Genomic DNA, 23640 nt, shown 5'->3' with positions numbered 1-23640 from the left:
GAATTCGATTCTGCCGCATCCGCGCGGCAGGCGCCGTTCAGCCGGATTCTCACCTCGTGCACGAGCACGGCGGCACAGTGCAGGCATGACGGCGAACGTGGCACACAGCGACCTGGTGGTACTGCGTCCGGAAGGACTGTACTGCCCTGCAGGCGACTTCCATATCGACCCGTGGCGGCCGGTGCCGCGCGCGGTGATCACCCACGGCCACGGCGACCATGCGCGCAGCGGCATGGGCGAGTACTACTGCAGTACCAGCAGCGTGCCGATCCTGCGCTGGCGGTTGGGCGACGTGGCGCTTCAGTCGTACGACTACGGTGAACGCTTCACGTTGGGCGGCGTGCAGGTGTCGTTGCATTCGGCCGGGCATGTACTGGGCTCGGCGCAGGTGCGCATCGATGATGGGGCGCAGGTCTGGGTGGCCTCCGGCGATTACAAGCGCCAGCCCGATCCCACCTGCGCGCCCTTCGAGGTGGTGCCCTGCGATGTATTCATCACCGAAGCGACCTTTGCCCTGCCCATCTACCGTTGGCAGGATACGCGCGAGGTGGCCGCCGAGATCGCGGCCTGGCGGCGCGAGTGCGAACAGCGCGGCGAGGCCGCGATCCTGCTGTGCTACGCGCTGGGCAAAGCGCAGCGGGTACTGGCCGAGCTGTTGCCGCTGGACGAACCGCCGGCGTGGCTGCACGGCGCCATCGCCAACGGGGTGGCCGTGTACCGCGAAGCGGGCATCCCGATGCTGGCCACGCACACGGTGGCCGAGCAGGGCCGCGAACCCGATGCCGCCGGCAAGCTGATCCTGGCACCGCCGTCGGCCGCCGGTACCACCTGGCTGCGCCGCTTCGGCAAACACCAGCTCGGCTTTGCATCGGGCTGGATGCGGCTGCGCGGCAATCGCCGCCGACGCAATTACGATCGTGGTTTCGTGGTGTCCGACCACGCCGACTGGCCGGCACTGCTGCAGACCATCGAACAGAGCGGTGCGCGGCGCGTGATCGCCACGCATGGCAATACCGATGCGCTCATTCCGTTCCTGCGCGAGCGCGGGATCGCCGCCGAGGCATTCCGCACCGATTTCGGGAGCGAGGAATGAAAGCCTTTGCAGCCTTGTACCAACGCCTGGACCGCAGCACCGCCACGCTGGACAAGCGCGCCGCACTGGTCGCGTATTTCCGCGACGCGCAGCCGCATGATGCGGCGTGGGCACTGTATCTGCTGAGTGGCGGCAAGGTCGGCGGCGCACGCCAGAAGATTGCCTCCAGCGGCGAACTGCGTGCCTGGATCGCCGACGCGTCCGGTTTGCCCGACTGGCTGGTGGCCGACAGCTACGACCAGGTTGGCGACCTTGCCGAAACCCTGACCCTGCTGCTGGACGACCCGCACGAGCGCGCGCCTGACCGGGCGTTGGCGACGTGGATCGAAACGCATCTGCTGGCCGTGGCCAACCAACCCGAGGCGGTGCGGCGTGCGGCGGTCGAAACGGGCTGGAAACAGCTGCCCGCGGCCGAACGGCTGGTGTTCAACAAACTGCTGACTGGCGCGCTGCGCGTGGGCGTGTCGCAGCGCCTGGTGCAGCAGGCACTGGCGGAGCTGTCGGGCGTCGACATCGCCCGCATCGCGCAGCGCATGCTCGGCGCGTGGGTGCCCTCGCCCGGCCTGCTGGCCAGCCTGCTCACCCCGGAGGAACTGCCCGGAGACCGGCAGCAACCGTATCCGTTCTTCCTCGCTTCGCCGCTGGAAGCGGAGGTGTCCAGCCTGGGAGCGATCGACGACTGGACACTGGAATGGAAGTGGGACGGTATCCGCCTGCAGCTGCTGCGTCGCCAGGGCGAAGTTGCCTTGTGGTCACGCGGCGAAGAGCGGTTGGATGGCCGGTTCCCAGAGATCGAGAGCGCCGCGATGGCCCTGCCGGACGGTACGGTGATCGACGGTGAACTGCTGGCCTGGCGCGAAGATGACGCCCAGCCCATGCCCTTCACCGCACTGCAGACCCGTATCCAGCGGCGCAAGCCCGGTGCAAAGACGCTGCGCGATACACCGGTGCGCGTGCTTGCCTACGACCTGTTGGAACTGGGCGGGGAGGATCTGCGCCAGCAACCACTGGCGGAACGCCGGGCGCAGCTGGCCCTGCTGCTGGAGACACTGGGCGACGCCCGGCTGGTACTGTCACCCACGCTCATCGCCGCCGACTGGGTGGACGCGGCGACCCAGCGCGCGATGGCCCGCGAGCGCGGCGTGGAAGGACTGATGCTCAAGCGCAGCAGCTCGGTCTACCAGAGTGGCCGCCGTCGTGGCGACTGGTGGAAGTGGAAGATCGATCCGCTCACCATCGACGCGGTGATGATCTACGCGCAGGCCGGCCACGGCCGGCGCAGCACGTTGTACACCGATTACACCTTCGGGGTGTGGGACGGCGAGCGGCTGGTGCCGGTGGCCAAGGCGTATTCGGGTCTGGATGACAAGGAGATCCTGGCGCTGGACCGATGGATCCGCGCCAACACGCTGGAACGCTTCGGGCCGGTGCGCAGCGTGCGCGGCGAGCAGGTGTTCGAACTCGGCTTCGAGGCCGTCAATCGCAGTACCCGGCACAAGTCGGGCATCGCGGTACGCTTTCCGCGCATCCTGCGCTGGCGCCACGACAAACCGGCCAGCGAAGCCGACACCCTGGCGCAGCTGAAGGCGCTGGCCCGGTGACGCGGCGCGAGGCGATGGCACGGCTGACCGACTGGTTCGCCAGCCGCGGCTGGGCGCCGCTGCCCTTCCAGAAGACCCTGTGGCGGCACTACCTCGGTGGCGCCTCCGGACTGCTGCACACGCCCACCGGGAGCGGCAAGACACTGGCGATGTTCGGCGGGCCGCTGCTGCAGGCACTCGCCGATCAGCCAGCACGCGCAACCAGTGACCGCAGGACCAAACGCATTCCGGCCCTGCAGGTGCTCTGGATCACCCCGCTGCGCGCCCTGGCCAGCGACACCGCGCGCGCGTTGCGCGAGCCGCTGGCCGCACTGGGTCTGGACTGGCAGGTGGGCCTGCGCACCGGGGACGCCAGCGCGCGCGACAAGCGGCTGGCGCGCGAGGGCCGCGTGGACGTACTGGTGACCACGCCCGAATCGCTGGCATTGCTGCTGAGCTATCCCGATACCCGTGCGCACCTGCGCCAGCTGCGCTGCGTGGTGGTGGACGAGTGGCACGAACTGCTGGGCAACAAGCGTGGCGTGCTGCTGCAGTTGAACCTGCGCCTGCTGCGCGATGCACTGCCCGCGCTGCAGGTGTGGGGCCTGTCGGCCACGCTGGGCAACCTGGAGGAAGCGCGTGATGTGCTGCTGCCCGAACTTCCCGATGCCCCTCTGGTGGCGGGTGCGCGGCCGCGCCCGGTGGCGGTGGAAACCCTGTTGCCGGCGCAGGGCGAACGCTTCCCGTGGGCCGGCCACCTGGGCCTGTCGCAGCTGCAGCGGGTGCAGGAAAAACTGTTCATGGTCGGCACCAGCCTGCTGTTCACCAACACCCGCGCCCAGGCCGAACTGTGGCACCAGGCGCTGACGGCCGTGTGGCCCGAAGACCCCGCCACGCTCGGCCTGCACCATGGCTCGCTGGACCCGGCGCAGCGGCGCGTGGTTGAGCAGGGGCTGCGCGACGGCGCACTGCGCTGCGTGGTCGCCACGTCCAGCCTGGACCTGGGCGTGGACTTCCCGGCGGTCGACCAGGTGCTTCAGATCGGCAGCCCGAAAGGCATCGCACGGCTGGTCCAGCGCGCCGGACGGGCACGCCATCGTCCGGGTGAATCCGGACACATCGTGTGCGTGCCTTCGCATGCGCTGGAGCTGGTCGAGTACGCGGCGGCACGGCGCGCGCTCGCCGACGGCGTGATCGAGGCGCGGCGCCCGTTGCGGATGTCGCTGGACGTGCTGGCGCAGCACTGCGTGAGCTGCGCGCTCGGGGGTGGCTTCGACGCCGACGCACTGCTGGCACAGGTACGCCGCACGCACGCGTTCGCAGCACTGGACACCGCGCAGTGGCAGGGCGTGCTGGACTTCATCGTGCAGGGGGGGCGCGCGCTCGCGCAGTATCCCGACTTCCACAAGGTGGTGCGCGACGACGACGGCATGTACCGCGTACACGATCGCCGCGTGGCGCTGCGCCACCGCCTGTCGATCGGTACGATCACCAGCGATGGCAGCGTCATGGTGCAGTTCATGCGCGGCGGCCGCCTGGGTACGGTCGAAGAGCAGTTCGTTGGCCGCCTGCGCCCCGGTGATCACTTCCAGTTCGCCGGCCGCCTGCTGGAGCTGGTGCGGCTGGAGAATCTCACCGCCTATGTGCGCCTGGCGCGTGGCGGCGACGGCGTGGTGCCGCGCTGGCAGGGCGGGCGGCTGCCGCTGTCGGAGGCCCTGGGGCAGGAGATGGAAGCGGTACTCGCCGCGCCGCCCACCAGCCCGGAGATGCAGTGGCTTGCGCCCCTGCTGCGCCTGCAGTCGCGCCTGTCGTCCCTGCCCGGCCCGTCGCTGCTGCTGGTGGAAACGCTGCGCCGGCGCGAGGGCCAGTTCGTGTTCGTGTACCCCTTTGCAGGCCGCCAGGTCAATGAAGGCCTGGCCGCGCTGATGGCGCTGCGCTGGACGCGGCTGCAGGCCAACACCTTCGGGTATGCCGCCAACGACTATGGCTTCGTGCTGGCGCCGGCACGTGCGGTTGAGGTGGATGCGGCGCGCATCCGCGCACTGCTGCATCCGGACGGGTTGTTCGACGATCTGCGCGACAGCCTCAACCTGGGCGAGCTCGCACGCCGGCAGTTCCGCGACATCGCGCGCGTCTCCGGCCTGCTGATCCCGGCCCTGCCGGGGCGCACGCCGCGCAGCCTGCGCCAGCTGCAGGCCTCGGCCGGCCTGCTGTACGACGTACTGCGCCAGCACGATCCAGAACACCTCCTGCTGGGCCTGGCGGAACAGGAAGTGCTGCATGGACAACTCGACCTGGCCTGCCTGGCCAGCACGCTGCGCCGCTGCCAGGCACGTACGCTGTGCCTGCAGCAGCCGTCCACGCTGGGGCCACTGTCATTCCCGCTGTGGGCCGAGCGCCTGCGTGGGCAGCTCAGCAACGAAGACTGGAAGACGCGCGTGCTGCGTGCGGCAAGCCAACTGGAGACGCGCCATGCCCATTGATGCGGCCATGACCCTGGCAGGTGAGAACGTCCGGCTGCTGGGCGAACGCGCCCTGTACTGGCCGGCACGCGAAGCGCTGCTGATCGCCGACCTGCACCTGGGCAAGGCGGACCTGTTCCGGCGCGCCGGCATCGGCCTGCCCACCGGCGGCACCGGGGACGATCTGGAGCGGTTGACGCGGCTGGTTGCCGAGCGCCCGGTGCGCACGCTGTGGATCCTGGGCGATGTGCTGCACGGGGCCGCACATCGCGCGGCCTGGTACCGGCAGTGGCAGGGCTGGCGCGAGCAGCATGCCGGGCTGGAGATCGGCGCACTGGCCGGCAACCACGACCGCGTGCTGCCCAAGGCGGATCTTGGCATCACCCTGCTGGGTGAGCGGGTGCAGGAAGGGCCGTTCCTGCTGCGCCACGATCCGCAACCGCATCCGGCCCTGCACGTGCTGTGCGGTCATCTGCATCCGCTGGCCAAGCTGCCCGGCATGCAGCGGCGTTGGCCTGCGTTCTGGCTTCGCGATCGACTGACGGTGCTGCCGGCGTACTCACGCTTCACCGCCGGCATCGCGCCGGTACTGGATGCGGGTGAACAGCTGGTGGCGTGCGTGGAGGGCGATGCCATCGCCCTTCCGGCCCGGTAGCGGGGGGCCTTGACAGAAGGGTCGACATTGGCGCGTTGCAGTGTTTGCCGTGTTGCAGTGTTTGCCGACTAACAGTCGGCACTACACGTCGGCAGTTCACGTCGGCAGTGTCACACGTCGGCAGTTTACGTCGGCAGTGTCCGCGCTGTTACGCCGCCGAGGGTAGCAGCACCTCCGGCATCAGGCGGATGTCCGGTGCATTCGGATTGGGTCGCACCGGGCGGCTGAGCACATCGGCCAGCATATCGCGAGCGGCGGCGCGGATCCGCGCGTGGTGATCCGGGGAAGCGTGGGTGATCAGACTGGTAACGTGGAATTCGAAGATATCTTCCATCACGTCCGGCTGATCCTCGTGCAACATCTGCAGCAGTCCACGCAGTTTGCAGATTTCAGTATCGAGAACGTCGGCCGGAAACAACATGTCAATCTCCTTGGGGATCAGGTCCAGTAACGTTTCCTTTTTCCCATGGCCACGGTGATTTCACCGTCAACAGGCGTCATTCCGGCCTTCACACAGCACTCTACTCATCGCCATGCGTGGTCATGTCGTCATGCCCGTTCGGCAGCGCGCGGCGTCATCGCCTCGACGAACCCGGGCGACAGCCCCAGCGTCCCCCACCAGCCGCGCTGGGTGCCGCTGAGCACGCGCAGCATGTGGCCGCGACCGCCCGGCACACGGCCCATCGGTTTGAACAGGACATCGCGGGCCTGCGCCAGCGTATCGCGCTCGGACTGGAACAGCGGCGTCAGCCAGCGGCTCCAGAAGTGGTAGATGGCCACGTGCGCGCTGCGTTGCGCCTGGTAGGCCTGCAGCGCCGCATCACGGTCGGCGTGCGCGCGCAGTGCATCGCGCAGTGCCAGTGCATCCATCAGGGCCATGTTCACGCCCTGCCCCAGCTGTGGGCTCATCGCGTGCGCGGAATCGCCGGCCAGCACCATGCGCTCGCGATGCCAGCGCGTCATCACCGCATCGCGGTAGCCGGCGCGCGCGAGCTGCGCGCCATCGGGTACATCCTGCAGGCGCAGGTGCGCCTGCGGCCACAGCGTCGCGATCTCCTCCAGCCACCGCGCCATGCCGTCCTGTTCCCATTGTGCGAACTGGTTGCGTGGCAGGCTCCAGAAGAAGCTGAGCTGCGCCTGCGGATTACCCGGGCGGGTGCCCACCGGCAACAGGCCGATCATCTTGCGCGCGGCCACGTAACGCTGCCGCAGCTCGTCGTGGTGCGCCCAGTCGCCGCACGGCAACAGGCACCACAACGCCCCCCAAGGGTACTCGCGGTCCAGCCGCGTGCCCTGCACCAGGCTGCGCAACGACGAGGCGGAGCCATCGGCGGCGATCACCAGATCGTACGGCCCGTGCCAGTGTCCCCGCGCATCACGGACACGGCCGTTGGCGGTATCCACGTCCACGATCGTGGTATCGCCCTGCAGGTTGCCCGGCTGTTCCCACGCGTCGGCCAGCAGCGAGAACAATGCGCCACGCTGCATGCCGATACCATGCAGATGCGCATGCAGGCCCGCATAGTGCATATCCATCACGGCGCGCCCGCACGGGGTTTCGCCATACAGACGGCGCACGGCGGCGCCATGCTGAAGCACCTGCGGGAGCAGGCCCATCTGCCAGAGAACATCCAGGCCGCTTGGCTGCAGCAGGAAGCCGGCGCCCACCGGGCCCGGGGCGGCCGCACGCTCGAAGACGTGTACCTGGTGATGATCGCGCGACAACAGGACGGAGAGCGCCTGGCCAGCAGTGCCGTAACCGACGATGGCGATGGTGCGGCGTTGCATGTGACGTCCTGTCGAGGTGCGGGACCGCCATTATCGGCGATCTGAACGGAGACCGGGGTTGCCGGTCCCCGCGCATCGACACGCTCAACCTTGAAGAGCTCGACGTTGCGAACGGCCATGGAACGGTCAAGCCGCTCCGGTTCGCCGGTGACCCAGATCACCACACGACCTGCATCATATCCCTCGGGAACGTCGAACCGGTGCCCTGACAGCCCCCAGTGGCGATACACACTGAATTCGAACATGGCCGTCCAGTATCCACCGTCATGGGACAGCTCCAGGGCCATCGCCGCTTGAAGCATCGGCGCTTGGCGATGTGGGTTGGACAGATTGGTCGGATCCAACGGCTTCGTCGATATCTGTTGGACCGGTGGGTTGAAGGGGTGCTCGGCAACCTCGAACCGGAGCACCCAACCCGCGCCGCTCTGCATGCCAACGAGCATCTGGCTGATGGCCACGCGCTTGTCAATGCGCGCGTAAGACTGCCCGCCGTCCGTGCCGGTGTCGACGCCATGGTTGGCCTTCCAATGCGACAGCCCTGCGCTGAAATCCCCATTGCGGATGATATTGCTCATGATCATGGCCTTGTAGGTGATGGTGCGAACCAACGGGAAAACGATGTCCACAGCGACACGCTGAGACATCGACATTTCCCCCGTTGCATTGCAGATCACCTGGCCACCGAGCAGCGCAGGTACGGCGAACCTAAGGCACCGGATGTTCAGGGCGCATGAAGATCGCGCGCCCGGCCTTCGGACAAAAAAAACCCCGCCGAAGCGGGGTTTCTCAGCACGCAGCAGAGTGGATCACTCGGCCGGCACAATGTTCGACGCTTGGGCACCCTTGGGGCCCGAGGTCACGTCATAGGTGACCTTCTGGCCTTCCTGCAGACTGCGGAAGCCCTTGGAGTTGATCGCGGAGAAGTGCGCGAAGACGTCGGCGCTGCCGTCCTCCGGCGAGATAAAGCCAAATCCCTTGGCGTCGTTGAACCACTTGACGGTACCGTTCGGCATGGTGATGCGAGACCTTCTTCAATGAATGGGTGGTGTACGCTCAACCAGCGCACTGGCGGAGTATGCAAAGCTTGTTACGCAATGACAATCACCCACGTGCCAATTCGCCAATCAGTTCCGGCAATCCGGCCGAAGCCGCGTCCACATTGGCCAGTACTTCGGCCATGGTGATCTCGTCGCCATCGCCACAGCCGGCGGCCCAGTTGGCCACGATCGCCAGGCAGGCGTAGTCCAGGCCCAGTTCGCGGGCCAGGCTGGCTTCGGGCATGCCGGTCATGCCGACCAGATCGCAGCCATCGCGGCGCATGCGCGCGATTTCCGCATTGGTTTCCAGCCGCGGCCCCTGCGTGGCGCCGTAGCAGCCGCCGTCGTGCAGGCGTACGCCGGTCACTTTGGCCGCCGCCAGCACCTTGCTGCGCAGCATCGGCGTGTACGGATGGCCGAAATCGACATGCAGCACCTCGCTGCCCGGCTCTTCACTCAGGGTCGAGATACGGCCCCAGGTGTAGTCGATCAGCTGGTCGGGACAGGCCAGCACGCGCGGGCCGAACTGCTCGGTGATGCCGCCCACGGTGTTGAGTGCGAGCACCCGGGTCGCACCGATTTGCTGCAACGCAGCAAGATTTGCGCGGTAATTGATCTTGTGCGGCGGCAGCGAGTGGCCTTCACCATGGCGGGCCAGGAACGCCACACGCTGGCCGAGCAGCGTACCCACCCGGATCGGACCGGACGGCGTGCCGTAGCGGGTCTCCACGGCATGGCTGCTCACGTCATCGAGCTGGGCCAGCTTGTACACACCGGTGCCGCCAATGACGGCCAGAGCGATATGTTCCATGGGCGCTGCTTATTCCTTCATCGCGTAGATGGCCGGCACGCCGCGCAGCGATTCGTTGACATCCATGCCGAAGCCGAACACGTAGCGGTCCGGCAACATGACGCCGGCGTAGTCGGCCTTGACCTCCGGCAGCGCGCGGTCGTGCTGCTTCACCGTCAGCGCGGCGATGCGCACGTCGGTGGCGCCCTGCTCCAGGCACCAGGTGCGCACGCCCTGCAGGGTGAAGCCTTCGTCCAGGATGTCGTCGACCAGCAGCACGCGGCGACCGAACAACGCGGTGGCCGGCTTGTGCTTCCACACCAGCTCGCCGCCGGTGGTCTCGCCGCGGTAGCGGGTGGCGTGCAGGTAATCGAACTGCAGGTCCTGGCCACGCGCGCCCAGCTCCAGCGCCAGCTGGCCGGCAAACGGCAATGCACCGTGCATGATCGACAGGAACAGCGGCACTTCGCCCTTGTAGTCGGCGGCGATGGCGTCAGCGATGCCGGCAATGGCCGTGTCGATGGTGGGACGGTCGACCAGCAGGTCGGCCTGGGCCAGGGCCTGGGAAATGGTGAGGTTGGGCATCAGACGGTTCTTCCAAGGGTGTCAAGCAAACGGGATTGGGAGCTGCCGTAGCGGGTGTCGGCCAGCAGGCCGTCCCAGCCAAGCGCGCCACGGCCGATCAGGCCGAGCAGCGCAGCAGTATTGAGCGGGCGGCCTTCCACCGCGCGCAGGGCGTCGTCCACCAGTTCCGGGTGGCAGACCAGGACCACGTCGCAGCCGGCGTCCAGATGCGCATGCACGCGCGCCTGCACGCCCCCGGCCGAGAACGACGCGGCCATGCCGATGTCATCGGAGAACACCACGCCGCGGAAGCCCATCTGGCCGCGCAGGATCTGCTGGATCCAGCGCGGCGAGTAGCCAGCCGGTTCGGGTGCCACCTGCGGGTAGACCACGTGGGCCATCATCACCGCGTCGGCACCGGCGTCGATGCCGGCCGCGAACGGCACCAGGTCGAGCGCCTGCAGCGCCTCCAACGGACGCGGGTCGCTGGCGTTGTCCACGTGGGTGTCTTCCAGCACGCTGCCGTGCCCGGGGAAATGCTTGAGCGTGGCGGCCATGCCCACGCTGTGCATGCCGCGCACGTAGGCGCGGGTGAACGCGGCCACGACCTGCGGATCGGCGCTGAAGGCGCGGTCGCCAATGGCGCGGTTGCCACGGCCCAGGTCGACCACCGGGGCAAAGCTGAGATCCACGCCGCTGGCGCGCACTTCACTGGCCATCAGCCAGGCGTGCTGCTCGGCCAGGGCCAGCGCGGCGTCCGGGTCCTGCGCGTACAGCGCATCGAAGCCCTGCAGCGGCGGCAGCGCGCTGTATCCCTCGCGGAAGCGCTGCACGCGCCCGCCTTCCTGGTCCACGCAGACCAGCACCGGCCGGGGCGCGGCGGCGCGGATGGCCGCCGACAGGTCGGCAACCTGCTGCCGGGAGGCGAAGTTGCGCTTGAACAGGATGACGCCGGACACGGCATCGTGCTGCAGCCAATCGCGTTCCTGGGCAGTGAGTTCGGTCCCGGCAACGCCGATCACGAGCATGGGCAATCTCCAAAACGGGGCACCATCATGGCGCACCGCCGCATTGTCGCAGAACCCGCACGCGCTAGGCCACGGCCGGGGGGCCGTGGCAGGCGGTCAGGCGCAGCCCTGTGCGTCGCAGGACTGGCCACCGGCAGGCGGCGGGTCCGGCATCTCGGCCGCGATCTGCCGCAGGGCCTGGGCGAACGCCTCCGGCGGCTGGGCGCCCTGCAGCGCGTAGCGGTCATTGATCACGAACGTGGGCACCGACTGAATGCCCAGCGCCTGGGCCTGTGCCAACTGTGCCTGGATCTCTTCCAGGCCCTCGTCGCCCGCCATAAGCGCGGTGATCCGCTCGGCGTCCAGGCCGCCAGCCGCCCCGGCCTCGGCCAGGGTCTGCGGGTCGGCCAGGTTGCGACCGTCGACGAAATGGGCGCGGAACAGCGCCTCGCCCACCGCGGCCTGCACGCCTTCACGCCCGGCCAGCCACATCAGCCGGTGCGCGGGCAGCGTGGTCACGCGCACCTGGCCCTGGTCGAAGTCCATCGGCAGGCCTTCAGCGCGTGCCGTGGACTGGGTCTGGGTGAGTATCTGTTCGGTGCGCTCGGCGCTGCCGAATTTGGCGGCATACGCGTCGCGCAACGGCACCGAGGCGGTGCCGGCGTCCGGGTCGAGCAGGAAGGGGTGCCAGGTCACTTCGACCTGCGGGGCGTCGTCACCAAGCAGGGCCAGGCCCTGCTCGAAACGATGCTTGCCGATCCAGCACCAGGGGCATACCACGTCGGACCAGATATCGATTTTCATCCGACCGACATGGGGTCACCCCTCAAAAAACAAAGGTGTGCCGGCCGCTGGCCGGCCCCGTCACCGCGCCCAGCGACTGAACGGGTGCGCCGCCAGCGCCAGGTTGTAATAGCGGACCTGGTCGGTGACTTCCGCGCCCACCCAGCCGGGCAGCTCGATGGCCTGGTCGGCCGACGCCAGCTCCACTTCGGCCACCACCAGCCCGGCATTCTCACCCAGGAACTCATCGACCTCCCAGACCAGCCCGGCGTGATGGACCAGGTGTCGACGCTTGTCGATCAGCCCGCCCACGCACAGCGCCAGCAGCGCGCGCGCGTCGGCGACCGGGATCGGATAGTCGAACTCCTGCCGGGTGTGGCCGATCTCGCGCGACTTCATGTTGAGAAAGGCCTGCTCGCCCTGGATGCGCACGCGCACCGAGGCCTTCTGCGCGCCGCTGTCCAGCGAGGCGGTGTCGTTGATGTAGCCCTGCGCCATCGGGATGACCGCATGCGCGGCGGTGCGCCAACCGTCGCCGGTGACGAGGTACTTGCGTTCGATTTCGATGCCCATGTCAGCGCTTCTCGAACACCGCGATGCTTTCCACGTGGGCGGTATGCGGGAACATGTCCATCGCGCCCGCCGATACGAGCGTGAAGCCCTGCTCGTTGACCAGGTAGCCGGCATCACGCGCCAGTGAACCGGGGTGGCAGCTGACGTAGACGATGCGCTTGAACTGCTTCAGCGGCAGCTGCTGCAGCACTTCGATCGCACCGGAGCGCGGCGGGTCGAGCAGCAGCTTGTCGAAGCCCTGGCGCATCCACGAGGCCTGGCGCTGGTCCTGGGTCAGGTCGGCAGCAAAGAACTGTGCATTGTCCAGGCCGTTGCGCGCCGCGTTTTCCTTCGCCCGCGCGACCAGACCGGCCTCGCCTTCCACGCCGACCACTTCGCGCACGGTGCGTGCCAGCGGCAGGGTGAAGTTGCCCAGGCCACAGAACAGATCGAGCACGCGCTCGTCCGGACCGGCGTCGAGCAGTTCCAGCGCCAACGCGATCATCTTCTCGTTGAGCGTGGCATTGACCTGGATGAAGTCGAGCGGGCGGAAGGCCAGTTCCACATTCCACGGTGCCAGCCGGAACGACAACGGCACCTCGCCGGGTACCAGCGGATGCACCGACTCGACGCCACCAGGCTGGAGGAAGATCGAGAACCCGTGTTCGGTACCGAAGGCCGCCCATGCGGCCTTGTCGGCGTCGCTCAGCGGCAGCATGTGGCGGATGGTCAGCACGATCGCATCGTCACCGGCGATGAATTCGACCTGCGGGATATCGCGCTTGCCGTCCAGCGTTTCGATGAACGTCGACAGCGCCGACACCTTCAGCCCGATGGCCGGAATGACGGTCAGGCACTGGGTCAGATCGGCAACGAAGCGCGGATCCTGCTCGCGGAAGCCCACCAGCGTCTTGTCCTTCTTCTCGACGCGACGCACCGAGAAGCGGCCCTTGCGACGGTAGCCCCAACTCTCGCCGACCAGCGGCGGCAGCACGGTACCCGGGGTGACGTGGCCGATGCGGGTCAGGTTGTCGATCAGCACCCGCTGCTTGGCCACGATCTGCTGCGACTCCTCCAGGTGCTGCAGCACGCAGCCGGCGCAGACGCCGAAATGCGGGCATCGCGGGGTGACCCGCTGCGGCGATGGCTGCAGCACCTCCAGCGTGCGGGCCTCGTCGAAGTGGCGATTGCGGGCGGTGGGTTCGGCACGCACCACCTCGCCCGGCAGCGCGCCGGAGATGAAAGTGACCTTGCCGCCCTCGCCATCACGGCGGGCAACGCCCCGCCCGTCATGGCTGAGATCGAGGATGTCGGTCTGGAACGGGGTACGGTCGAGTCGGGAACGGGATCGGGCCACGTGGCAACAGGCTGCGGGCAAAAAGGGTGCGTATTGTCGCAGATACGGGTGCCCGGGGGCCGCGGGAAGCCGTTGTGATGCTTGCAGCACGCCACTTCGTGTTTAATATGCGCATAGCTGACAAGGAGGCAGCCCCAATGCAGATGACCCCGAGGGTTCCCGTGCCCCGATTCCTGCTCGTCGAGGACGACACCATCAGCCGCGGCTTCTTCAAGGCCGCGCTGGAAACCCTGCCCGCCCAGGTGGACACTGCCGATTCCCTGGCCAGCGCCATGGACCGCGGCCTGGCGGGCCTGCACGACCTGTGGCTGATCGACGTGAACCTGCCCGACGGCAATGGCGCGGAGCTGTTGCATGCGCTGCGCCGTTCACGGCCTGACACCCCTGCCCTGGCCCATACGGCCGATGGCGACACCAGCATCCATGCGCGCCTGCGCGATGCCGGGTTCAGCGACACCCTGGTCAAACCGCTGAGCCGAGAGCAGCTGCTCAAGGCCGTGCGCCGGGCGCTGGTGAACAGCCCGGGCGGCGCCCAGGCGTCCGCCGACAGCAGTGACGTCGACCGTGAAGACTGGGACGAGATCACCGCGCTGGCCGCCCTGAATGGGCAGCGAAACCATCTGATCGCGCTGCGCGAGCTGTTCCTGGCAGAACTGCCCGGCGTGCGCGATGCGGTAGCGCAGGCCGTGCTGCAGCACGATCTAGGCACCTTGAAGGGCCAGTTGCACCGCCTGCAGGCGAGTTGTGGTTTCGTCGGCGCCGCGCGCCTGGCCCGCGCCGTCCGCCAGCTGCACCAGGCCCCGGAGTCCAACGGCGCCCACACCCAATTCCGCGCAGCCGTGGATTCCCTGTTGCATTAGGCACCCCGCAGACACGCATGGCTCGGTTACGTGCACAGGGTCATGGCGTTGACACGCATGGCGTGTCACTACGACCCTTGGTCGATCGGTTTGGGGGTCGAGCGTTGATGCTGGGCTGCACCCGTCGCGTTGGGACATGCCATGCGTGTCCATGCGGTGCGCAAATCACCGCCGGCGCGCCAGATCCTCCAGCATTTCCCACGACTTCAACCCGCGACCGCCCAGGTGATGCAACAGCACCGCGCGCATGCCGCGGCGCAGGCTGGCCAGGTCGTCGCCTCCCGGCTGCACATCGCGTGCAAGCGCCAGCAGCGCACTGCCGGTGGCCGTGCCCCGGCGCGGGTCCATGCCACGCTCGCTGAGCAACCGCCGCGGGCCCTCCAGGGGGTCCAGTTCATAACGGGCCGCCGGATCGATCGGTTCGCCATCGCTGCCATGGGCCAGATCGAAGCCGAACCCCAGCGCTTCCAGCAGGTCGCGCTCGAAACGCCGCAGGGTCCAGGCCAGCGATTCCGCGCCCCCCAGCCGCTGGCGGACCTGGCCGTAATGGTCGAACAGCTCCGGCAACGGATCCTGGCGGGGCGCCAGCCGCATCACCAGTTCATTGACGTAGAAGCCGGCGAGCATGGCATCGCCGGTCAAGCGGGGCGCGGCATCCATCGCCTCGGCACCGCGCAGCTGGGCCAGCTCGCCGCGCTGCACCGCCGTGAGGCGGATCCATTGCAGCGGCTGCAGCGCCGCCCGCAGCGCCTGGCTGCGCGGACTGCTGACGCCGCGCGCCAGTACCCCGATGCGGCCGTATTGTTCGGTAAGCACCTCGACCAGCAGGCTGGTTTCCCGCCAGGAGCGGGCGTGCAGCACGAAAGCCGGTTCGTCTTCGATGCGCATGGCCTGCGGTGCCGGAGTAGCCCGCTGGGCTTACTCGTAGCCGAAAGCCTTCAGCGCGGCTTCGTCATCGGACCAGCCTTCGCGCACCCGCACCCAGGTCTCCAGGAAGACCTTGGCGTCGAACAGGCGCTCCATCTGCATGCGCGATTTGGCCCCGATGTCCTTGAGGCGGGTACCGCCCTTGCCGATCACGATCGCCTTCTGGCCTTCGCGCTCCACCCAGATCACCGCGCCGATGCGCAGCAGGTTGCCGTCTTCGACGAAGCGTTCGATCTCCACCGTGGTGGCGTACGGCAGCTCTTCGCCAAGCTGGCGCATCAGCTGCTCGCGGACCAGCTCGCCGGCGAGGAAACGCTGGCTGCGGTCGGTGATTTCATCCTCGCCGAACATCGGCGGGGCCTCGGGCAGCAGCTTGAGCAGGTCGCGCACCAGCGCTTCCAGGCCGTTCCGCTTCTGCGCGGAAATGGGATGGACCGACGAGAAGGTGCGGCCCTCGGTCACCTGCTGCAGGAACGGCAGCAGCGCGGCCTTGTCCTTCAGGCGGTCGACCTTGTTGACCACCAGCACCACCGGAATGCCGGCGTCGCTGAGCACGTTGAAGGCCAGGGTGTCTTCGTCATCCCAGCGGCCGGCCTCGATGACCAGCATGCCGGCATCCACGCCCTCGAGCGAGCCGCGCGCGGCGCGGTTCATCACGCGGTTCATGGCGCGCTTCTGCACGCGGTGCAGGCCGGGGGTGTCCACCAGCACCAGCTGCCCTTCCGGGTAACTGGCAATGCCCAGCAGCCGGTGACGGGTGGTCTGCGGCCGGTTGGAGACGATGCTGACCTTGGCACCCACAAGGGCGTTGGTCAGGGTGGACTTGCCGACGTTGGGGCGGCCGATGACGGCCACGCTGCCGCAATGATGGGGGGTTGCTTCGCTCACTTGGAATCCAGTTGCTCGAGGGCGGCCGCAGCCGCCTGTTGTTCGGCCAGCCGTCGCGAGGCACCTTCGCCTTCGGTGCTGACAGCGGGATCGGCTACGCCGCAGCGTACCCGGAAGGTCTTGGCATGATCGTCACCCGATTCTGACATCAATTCGTACAGCGGCAGCGCCTTCTGTCGGCCCTGCAGCCATTCCTGTAAACGGGTCTTGGGGTCTTTTTCGGGCTTGCCGGTGGCCGGCAGGGCCTCCATGGAGGGGCCGAACCAGGGCAGCACCACGGTCTGGCAGGCGGCAAAGCCTGCGTCCAGGTAGATGGCGGCCACGACGGCTTCCAGGGCATCGGCCAGGATCGAGTCCCGCCGGTGCCCGCCGGACTTCATTTCGCCCGGGCCCAGGATCAGGCGCTCACCCAGTTCAAGCGTGCGCGCGATGACAGCCAGGGCACCTTCACGGACCAGTTCGGCCCGGGCGCGGGTCAGCGCGCCTTCGTCGGCCTTGGGCCAGCGCGCGTACAGCGCTTGGGCAACCATCATGTTGACGATGCTGTCGCCGAGAAACTCCAGCCGCTCGTTGTTCGGCGCGCCGGCACTGCGATGCGTCAGGGCCTGCTTCAGCAGGCCCGGATCCTCGAATGGGTGGCCGATACGGTCACCGCGTTGGAAAGTGTTAGTCGGCACCGCTGAGGGTCAATTCCTGATGGGCATCAAATTTTCCAACCACGTCGAGGTTGCCGATCAGCGGGCGACGCACTTCGTAGTTGACCTTCATGTTCCAGCCGCCGCTGACGCGTTCGAACTTGACGTTGTCCGGCTTCACGCTTTCGGAGTAGCTGATGTCCAGGCGGCGGAAGAACATCTCCTGCACCTTGCCCGGCTCCATGTTGCCTACCCCGGGTTCCTTGGCGATCCCCTTCAGCGCGGTTTTCACCGCGTAGTACTCCGAGTACATCGGGAACAGCTTCATGCCGATGTACAGGCCGAAGCCCACGATGCAAAGGACCACCAGGAAGGAGGTCAGGGTCATGCCACGCTGCGTTTTCATCGTCTTCATTGCGTTCTCCCCAGATACGCGTGTGCCAAAGAATCAGTTGATCCCGGTACCGATCCGCGACGGCTCGAAACCGTCCTTGCAGAACCAGCCCGAGCAGTTCAGCCAGATCAGGAACGCCTTGCCACGGAGATTTTCCTCCGGCAGCAGGCCCCAGAAACGGCCATCATCGCTGTTGTCGCGGTTGTCGCCCATCACCAGATACTTGCCTGCCGGCACGGTCCACTGGCCTTCGCCACGCGGATAGTCGGTCTCCAGCACGGTGTGGGTGCGGCCCGGCAGGTGCTCGACCAGCAGCGAGCTGCCCTCGCCCTGGCCACGGTGCCCAGCATACAACCCCTTGTTCTCGTACTTGACCGGGGTGCCGTTGAGGATCAGCCCGTCACCCTGGAACACCACCTCGTCACCGGGCACGCCGATGACGCGCTTGATGAAGTTCTCGCCCTTGTTGGGGTCGTTCTCGGAATGGCCGGGGAAGTGGAACACCACCACGTCGCCGCGCTCGGGCTCGCCGATCGGCACGATGCGCGCGTTGTTGAGCGGCAGGCGCAGGCCGTAGGCGAACTTGTTGACCAGGATGAAATCACCGATCAGCAGGTTCGGCATCATCGAACTGGAGGGGATCTTGTAGGGCTCGGCAATGAAGCTGCGCACCACCAGTACGATCGCCAGCACCGGGAAGAACGCCCGGGAGTAGTCCACCAGCACCGGTTCGGAGTCCAGCAGCCCGGCGCGCGCGGCGCGGCGCCTGGCGAAGTACAGCTTGTCGGCCAACAGGATCAGGCCCGAGGCCAGTGTCAGTACGACCAGGAGGATCTCAAACAGTTTCATGCAGTGTCCTTGGGAACGGGTGCAGCGGTGCGGTGGGTGATCCCCTGCCCGCCCGGCGGCACCCGAAGATGCCGCGCGGTGGCCGGGGATGGCCGTCCGGCCTTACTTGTCCATCTGCAGCACGGCAAGGAAGGCTTCCTGCGGAATTTCCACGCGGCCCACCTGCTTCATGCGCTTCTTGCCTTCCTTCTGCTTCTCCAGCAACTTCTTCTTGCGCGAAACGTCGCCACCATAGCACTTGGCCAGCACGTTCTTGCGCATCGCCTTGACCGTGGTGCGGGAGATGATCTGCGAGCCCACCGCGGCCTGGATGGCCACGTCGAACATCTGCCGCGGGATCAGTTCCTTCATCTTTTCGCACAGCTCGCGACCGCGGCGGTCGGCATGGCTGCGGTGCACGATCAGCGAGAGCGCATCGACCTTGTCGCCGTTGATCAGCACGTCCACGCGCACGAACGGACCCGCTTCGAAACGCACGAAGTGGTAATCGAGCGAGGCGTAGCCGCGGCTGACCGACTTGAGCTTGTCGAAGAAGTCCAGCACCACCTCGGCCATCGGCAGCTCGTAACTGATCTGCACCTGGCTGCCCAGGTAGTTGATGCCGATCTGGCTGCCACGCTTCTCTTCGCAGAGCTTGATGATGTTGCCGATGTACTCCTCGGGGGTGAGCACGTTGGCGCGGATGATCGGCTCGCGGATTTCATCGACCATGTTCACCGGCGGCAACTTGGCCGGGTTGTCCATGTTGATGATCGTTCCGTCGGTCTTGAGGACCTCGTAAACGACGGTCGGCGCGGTGCTGATCAGGTCCAGGTTGTATTCGCGTTCCAGGCGCTCCTGCACGATTTCCATGTGCAGCATGCCCAGGAAGCCGCAGCGGAAGCCGAAGCCCATGGCCTCGGAGCTTTCCGGCTCGAAACGCAGTGCGGCATCGTTGAGGCGCAGCTTGTCCAGCGCTTCCCGCAGGTCCGGGTAGTCCTCGGCGTCCACCGGGAACAGGCCGGCGAACACGCGCGGCTGCATTTCCTGGAAGCCGGGCAGCGGCTTGGCCGCCGGATCTGCCGCCAGGGTCAGGGTGTCGCCCACCGGGGCACCGTGAACGTCCTTGATGCTGGCCGTGACCCAGCCCACTTCACCGGCACGCAATGCCGGCAGCACCTTGCGCTTGGGCGTGAACACGCCGACGTTGTCGACCTGGTGGTTGCGGCCGGTGGACATGACCTGCAGCTTGTCGCCGGCCTTGATCTGGCCCTGCATCACGCGCACCAGCGAGACCACGCCCAGGTAGTTGTCGAACCACGAGTCGATGATCAACGCCTGCAGCTTGTCGGTATCACGCGGCACCGGCGGCGGAATGCGATGCACGATCGCCTCCAGCACGTCCACCACGTTCAGGCCGGTCTTGGCGCTGACCGGCACCGCATCGGTGGCGTCGATGCCGATCACGGCCTCGATCTCGGCCTTGGCGCGCTCGATATCCGCGGTGGGCAGGTCGATCTTGTTGATCACCGGCACCACTTCCAGGCCCTGCTCGACGGCGGTGTAGCAGTTGGCGACCGACTGCGCTTCCACGCCCTGGGCCGCATCGACCACCAGCAGCGCACCTTCGCAGGCGGCCAGCGAGCGGCTGACTTCATAGGAGAAGTCGACGTGCCCGGGGGTGTCGATGAAGTTCAGGTGGTAGGTCTGGCCGTCTTTCGCCACATACGGCAGCGAGACGGACTGGGCCTTGATGGTGATGCCACGCTCGCGCTCGATCGGATTCGAGTCGAGCACCTGCGCCTCCATCTCGCGGGCCTGGAGGCCACCGCAAAGCTGGATGATGCGATCGGCCAGCGTGGACTTGCCGTGGTCGACGTGGGCAATGATGGAGAAGTTGCGGATGTTCCGCATCGAATCAGAGGACATAGGTGGCGGCGGCGCGTCGCGTCGTCAGGGTAACGGCACATTATCGCATGGTGAGCGCCCTCCCGCGTGCCGGGGGGCCAGATACGACCGGGCCCGCCGAAGCGGGCCCGGAAACGCAGCAATGGCGGGGCTTACTGCCCGGCCTTCACCGGCACGAAGGCGCTGTTGCCGTTGGCACGGACCAGCAACATGACCACATCGCCCTTCTTGTAGCCCCCCAGCGCCTTGTTCAGCGCGGACACGCTGCCCACCGGGGTGCGACCCACCTGCAGGACCACCATGCCCGGGGACAGCCCGGCGTCGCGGGCGGACTGGCCGTTGACGCGGGTGACGCGCACGCCTTCGCCGGCGTCCAGGCCCAGCTGCTGGCGCTGCGGGGCGGTCAGGTCCGCCACGTCCAGGCCGAGCAGCGCGTTGGCCCCGGCCTGCGGCGCGGCCTCGGCGACGGCCGGGCCGGCGTTGCCGCGTGCGGCATCTTCGGCCAGCTCGGTGAGGGTAGCGGTGATCTCGCGCTCGCGGCCATCGCGCAGCACGCCCAGGCGGACCTTGCTGCCCGGCGGCTGCGCGCCGATCAGCGGCGGCAGGTCGCTGAAGGTGTTGATCGGGGTGCCGTTCACCGAGCGGATCACGTCGCCGACTTCCAGGCCGGACTTGGCTGCGGCACTGCCCGGGACCAGCTCGTTGACCAGTGCACCGCGGCTGTCGGGCAGGTTGAAGCCCTGTGCCACGTCACCGGTGATGGCGCCGACGATCGCGCCCAGCTGGCCACGGCTCACGCGCCCGTTCTTCTTGATCTGCTCGACCGCGCCCATGGCCAGGTCGATCGGGATCGCGAAGCTGATGCCCATGTAGCCGCCCGAGGCGGAGAAGATCTGCGAGTTGATGCCGACCACTTCACCGCGGGTATTGAGCAGGGGACCGCCCGAATTGCCCTGGTTGATGGCCACGTCGGTCTGGATGAACGGCACGTAGCGCTGGTCCTGGCCGCCGGTGCTGCGACCGACCGCGCTCACCACGCCGGCGGTGACCGAGTGGTCCAGGCCGAACGGCGAGCCGATCGCGACTACCCACTGGCCGGGCTTGAGCGTGTTGGAATCGCCCACGCGCACGGTCGGCAGATTCCTGCCGTCGATCTTGAGCAGGGCCACGTCGTACTGCTGGTCGCTGCCGACCACCTTGGCGGTGAACTCGCGGCGATCGCCCAGCTTGACCTTCACTTCGCCGGCATCGGCCACCACATGGTGGTTGGTCAGCACGTAGCCGTCGGGCGAGATGATGAAGCCCGAGCCCATGCCGCGGCCGCGGATGCTGGGACCTTCATCGCCGCCACCCGGCTGGCCCGGCATCTGGAAGTCCGGGCCGAAGAAGCGCCGGAAGAATTCCGGCATTTCATCATCGCCCGGCCCCGGACCGGCGCCGCGCGCCTGGCGGTTGCTGCGCACGATGGTGGTCTCGATGTTGACCACGCCCGGGCCGACCTGCTCCACCAGGTTGGTAAAGTCCGGCAGGCCACTGACCAGCGGTGCGGCGGGGGCACGCGGGGCAGCGGCCGCCGCGGGAGCGGCCGGGGCCGGCGCCTGGGCACAGGCCACCAGGGGAAGGGTCATGGCCACCAGGGCCATGGCATGCATGCGGATACGGGCGGTCATCAGACTCGAGCCTCCGGTCAGGGATCAGGGAGAAGGGAGGCGCTGCGGGGCAACCGCAGCGCGGAATAGGAACGGGGCGGGCAACAGACTCAGTCGCGGTGCCTGCGCGCTGGCGGGGGGCTCGCCCCCTCATCCTGCAGGCGCGGCTCAAACGGGTAGAACGCCGCCTGTGGCTCCTGCGCGGAGAAACTGGCGTTGAGCGCGCCATTGCTGCCCACGGTAGACCGCGGCCATGGCCGGGCCTGCAGGCTGCTGACATCGCCAAAGGGCAACGGCCGGGACTCGGCGGTCGGCAGGGCCGGCGCGGCCTGGCCGGCCAGCGCACGCTGCGGCTCAACGGCGCGGCTGGCAACGCTGCGCGCGGCCTGCTGGGTGCGGGTGGCACTGGTACGGCGTGCGCCCACGGCCGCGGCCGGAACGGCGGCCACCGCCAGCGCGGCATCGGCCACCACGGCGGCAGCAGGCGGCGCGGCGGGCGCGCCAGGCACCGGCGCCGGCAGCTGGGCCTGGCTGGCGATCACCGTGGTGGGGGTCTGCGGCGGGGCTTCGCCCGGCAGCTGCTCGCGGGTCATGAACAAGGCAATGGCCGCGACCGAGGCGGCCAGCGCGGCGCCGCCGCCCCACCGGCGCCATCCGCCGCGACGCTCGCGCGGGGTGGGCGCGGCAGCCGCCAGTACCGGCGCCGGTTCGGCCGCGACGGCGGCCTGGATACGATCGGCGAAGCCGGCGGGCGCAGGCGCGCACGCCTGGCCGCGCAGCACATCGCCCAGCAGCTGCCAACGCTCGTGGCAGCCCGACAGGGCCTCGTCGTGCTCGAGCCGGCGCAGCAGGAAGCGCGCCTCGTCGAGCGACAGCTCACCATCGATCAGCGACGACAGCTGCTGGCGGTGGTGCGCATCGAATTTGTCCGGCTCGGCGCCGGTGGATCCAGTGGTAGGCATGTGGTGACTCATACGCGGCCCTTCTCGCGGGTGGCACTGCCGATGTCCAGCAGCGGCCGGAGTTCAGTGTCGATCGCCTCGCGGGCGCGGAAAATCCGCGACCGCACGGTGCCGATCGGGCACCCCATCTTCTGCGCGATGTCCTCGTAGCTCAGGCCGTCCACCTCGCGCAGGGTGATGGCCGATCTGAGTTCTTCCGGCAGCGCAGAGACCGCCTTCATGACTGTCTGCTCCAGCTCCTGGCGCATCAGCTCGCGTTCGGGCGTGTCGGTGTCGCGCAGGCGCGTTCCGCTGTCGAACTGCTCCGCATCCCCGATGTCGATGTCATCGGTGGGCGGGCGGCGGTTGTGCGCGGCGAGATGGTTCTTGGCAGTATTCACGGCGATCCGATGCAACCAGGTATAGAACTGCGCATCGCCACGGAAACTCCCGATCGCGCGGTACGCGCGGACGAACGTGTCCTGGGCGACGTCCTGACATTCACTCCAGTCGGCGATGTAGCGCCCGATCAATGCGACGATCCGATGCTGGTACTTGCGCACCAGGACATCAAACGCCGCACTTTCGCCGCGCTGCACGCGCCGGACCAGCTCCAGGTCCAGCTCCTGTGGTGTTTCAACCTCGGCCATGGGGGGCCGCACTCCTGTCAGCCCAACCGACGTCGGGCAATGAGACTGCCAATCCCGGGAAAAGTTCAGCGCCCGATCACGAGACGCCGTACCAGCTTTTAACCACCGTTCCGTTAAGGTTCCAGATCACGGCCATGAACCGGGTCCTCCGCTCCCCCAGCTATAGGGATTTGACGGGGAGGAAACAACCTCTGGATCATAGCCCCCTTCTCCATACACAACCGGATGGAACGTCCCCATGCTTTCAGGCTTCGATGGGCTCCGCTTCTCACATTGGCACCCCGAGATCCGT

23 protein-coding genes are annotated in these 23640 nt (G+C 67.7%); 5 read left to right on the top strand and 18 right to left on the bottom strand.

The genetic code is table 11. The annotated features are described in order from the left end of the window. The first annotated feature begins 85 nt into the window (after positions 1-85). From RT456_RS04545 to pdeM, 4 genes are read left to right on the top strand one after another with little or no spacing between them, the layout of a single operon-like run. On the top strand, positions 86-1093 hold the full coding sequence (locus tag RT456_RS04545; RefSeq protein WP_313343084.1) for a ligase-associated DNA damage response exonuclease: 1008 nt from the start codon (positions 86-88) through the stop codon (positions 1091-1093). Next, a complete protein-coding gene (locus RT456_RS04540) occupies positions 1090-2694 on the top strand; it encodes an ATP-dependent DNA ligase (protein WP_313343081.1) in 1605 nt (534 codons plus the stop codon). Before RT456_RS04545 ends, RT456_RS04540 begins: the two co-directional genes overlap by 4 nt. Before the next feature lie 14 nt (positions 2695-2708). Further along, positions 2709-5156, top strand: coding sequence for a ligase-associated DNA damage response DEXH box helicase (locus tag RT456_RS04535; protein ID WP_313343078.1), 2448 nt, complete (start codon positions 2709-2711; stop codon positions 5154-5156). Beyond that, entirely contained in the window at positions 5146-5790 is a 645-nt protein-coding gene (pdeM, locus tag RT456_RS04530; protein WP_313343075.1) for a ligase-associated DNA damage response endonuclease PdeM, read from the top strand. The genes RT456_RS04535 and pdeM overlap by 11 nt, the downstream gene beginning before the upstream one ends. A gap of 148 nt (positions 5791-5938) precedes the next feature. On the opposite strand, the gene RT456_RS04525 is transcribed toward pdeM, so the two are convergent. From RT456_RS04525 to rlmD, 9 genes are all read right to left on the bottom strand, one after another. Beyond that, on the bottom strand, positions 5939-6211 hold the full coding sequence (locus RT456_RS04525; protein ID WP_313343073.1) for a hypothetical protein: 273 nt from the start codon (positions 6209-6211) through the stop codon (positions 5939-5941). A gap of 128 nt (positions 6212-6339) precedes the next feature. Further along, complete coding sequence (locus RT456_RS04520) at positions 6340-7578, bottom strand: NAD(P)/FAD-dependent oxidoreductase (RefSeq protein WP_313343071.1); 1239 nt, start codon at positions 7576-7578, stop codon at positions 6340-6342. Positions 7579-8384: 806 nt separating this feature from the next. Further along, the gene (locus tag RT456_RS04515; protein WP_313343069.1) at positions 8385-8591 is read right to left on the bottom strand and encodes a cold-shock protein; all 207 of its coding nucleotides are present in this window, start codon (positions 8589-8591) and stop codon (positions 8385-8387) included. A gap of 88 nt (positions 8592-8679) precedes the next feature. Next, positions 8680-9426 carry an S-methyl-5'-thioinosine phosphorylase gene (locus RT456_RS04510; protein ID WP_313343067.1) on the bottom strand — a complete coding sequence of 249 codons (747 nt, stop codon included), beginning with the start codon at positions 9424-9426 and terminating at the stop codon, positions 8680-8682. A 9-nt stretch (positions 9427-9435) separates the two neighbouring features. Continuing rightward, positions 9436-9990 carry a hypoxanthine-guanine phosphoribosyltransferase gene (locus RT456_RS04505; protein WP_313343064.1) on the bottom strand — a complete coding sequence of 185 codons (555 nt, stop codon included), beginning with the start codon at positions 9988-9990 and terminating at the stop codon, positions 9436-9438. After that, positions 9990-10997 (bottom strand): beta-N-acetylhexosaminidase, encoded by a 1008-nt coding sequence (nagZ, locus tag RT456_RS04500; RefSeq protein WP_313343062.1) that lies wholly within the window; start codon positions 10995-10997, stop codon positions 9990-9992. Before nagZ ends, RT456_RS04505 begins: the two co-directional genes overlap by 1 nt. Positions 10998-11093: 96 nt before the next feature. Then, on the bottom strand, positions 11094-11780 hold the full coding sequence (locus RT456_RS04495; RefSeq protein WP_313343059.1) for a DsbA family oxidoreductase: 687 nt from the start codon (positions 11778-11780) through the stop codon (positions 11094-11096). Positions 11781-11840: 60 nt separating this feature from the next. Next, complete coding sequence (locus tag RT456_RS04490) at positions 11841-12332, bottom strand: CYTH domain-containing protein (protein ID WP_313343056.1); 492 nt, start codon at positions 12330-12332, stop codon at positions 11841-11843. Between the two features lies 1 nt (position 12333). Further along, complete coding sequence (gene rlmD / locus RT456_RS04485) at positions 12334-13668, bottom strand: 23S rRNA (uracil(1939)-C(5))-methyltransferase RlmD (protein ID WP_313343053.1); 1335 nt, start codon at positions 13666-13668, stop codon at positions 12334-12336. A 137-nt stretch (positions 13669-13805) separates the two neighbouring features. Here rlmD and RT456_RS04480 point away from each other — a divergent pair, with 137 nt between their 5' ends. Continuing rightward, positions 13806-14528 (top strand): response regulator, encoded by a 723-nt coding sequence (locus tag RT456_RS04480; protein WP_313343051.1) that lies wholly within the window; start codon positions 13806-13808, stop codon positions 14526-14528. Positions 14529-14693: 165 nt separating this feature from the next. On the opposite strand, the gene recO is transcribed toward RT456_RS04480, so the two are convergent. From recO to rpoE, 9 genes are all read right to left on the bottom strand, one after another. Beyond that, the gene (recO, locus tag RT456_RS04475; RefSeq protein ID WP_313343049.1) at positions 14694-15416 is read right to left on the bottom strand and encodes a DNA repair protein RecO; all 723 of its coding nucleotides are present in this window, start codon (positions 15414-15416) and stop codon (positions 14694-14696) included. Between the two features lie 30 nt (positions 15417-15446). Continuing rightward, a complete protein-coding gene (gene era / locus RT456_RS04470; RefSeq protein WP_313343046.1) occupies positions 15447-16343 on the bottom strand; it encodes a GTPase Era in 897 nt (298 codons plus the stop codon). Then, complete coding sequence (gene rnc, locus RT456_RS04465) at positions 16340-17020, bottom strand: ribonuclease III (protein WP_313343044.1); 681 nt, start codon at positions 17018-17020, stop codon at positions 16340-16342. The genes era and rnc overlap by 4 nt, the downstream gene beginning before the upstream one ends. Further along, the gene (locus tag RT456_RS04460; RefSeq protein ID WP_313343042.1) at positions 17010-17393 is read right to left on the bottom strand and encodes a DUF4845 domain-containing protein; all 384 of its coding nucleotides are present in this window, start codon (positions 17391-17393) and stop codon (positions 17010-17012) included. Before RT456_RS04460 ends, rnc begins: the two co-directional genes overlap by 11 nt. 33 nt (positions 17394-17426) lie before the next feature. Beyond that, positions 17427-18221 (bottom strand): signal peptidase I, encoded by a 795-nt coding sequence (lepB, locus tag RT456_RS04455; protein WP_313343039.1) that lies wholly within the window; start codon positions 18219-18221, stop codon positions 17427-17429. A gap of 102 nt (positions 18222-18323) precedes the next feature. Then, positions 18324-20114 (bottom strand): translation elongation factor 4, encoded by a 1791-nt coding sequence (gene lepA / locus RT456_RS04450; protein ID WP_313343336.1) that lies wholly within the window; start codon positions 20112-20114, stop codon positions 18324-18326. Between the two features lie 146 nt (positions 20115-20260). Next, positions 20261-21778, bottom strand: coding sequence for a DegQ family serine endoprotease (locus RT456_RS04445; RefSeq protein WP_313343037.1), 1518 nt, complete (start codon positions 21776-21778; stop codon positions 20261-20263). Between the two features lie 89 nt (positions 21779-21867). Continuing rightward, positions 21868-22719, bottom strand: coding sequence for a sigma-E factor negative regulatory protein (locus tag RT456_RS04440; RefSeq protein WP_313343035.1), 852 nt, complete (start codon positions 22717-22719; stop codon positions 21868-21870). Positions 22720-22727: 8 nt separating this feature from the next. Further along, positions 22728-23348, bottom strand: a complete 621-nt coding sequence (gene rpoE / locus RT456_RS04435; protein ID WP_313343032.1) for an RNA polymerase sigma factor RpoE — start codon at positions 23346-23348, stop codon at positions 22728-22730. Positions 23349-23640: the final 292 nt, after the last annotated feature.

Origin of the sequence: Stenotrophomonas sp. (assembly GCF_032099025.1) — a bacterium.
Classification (GTDB): Bacteria; Pseudomonadota; Gammaproteobacteria; order Xanthomonadales; family Xanthomonadaceae; genus Stenotrophomonas.
The sequence above is the reverse complement of the archived record's forward strand: the minus strand, read 5'-3'. Positions and strand labels throughout refer to the sequence as shown.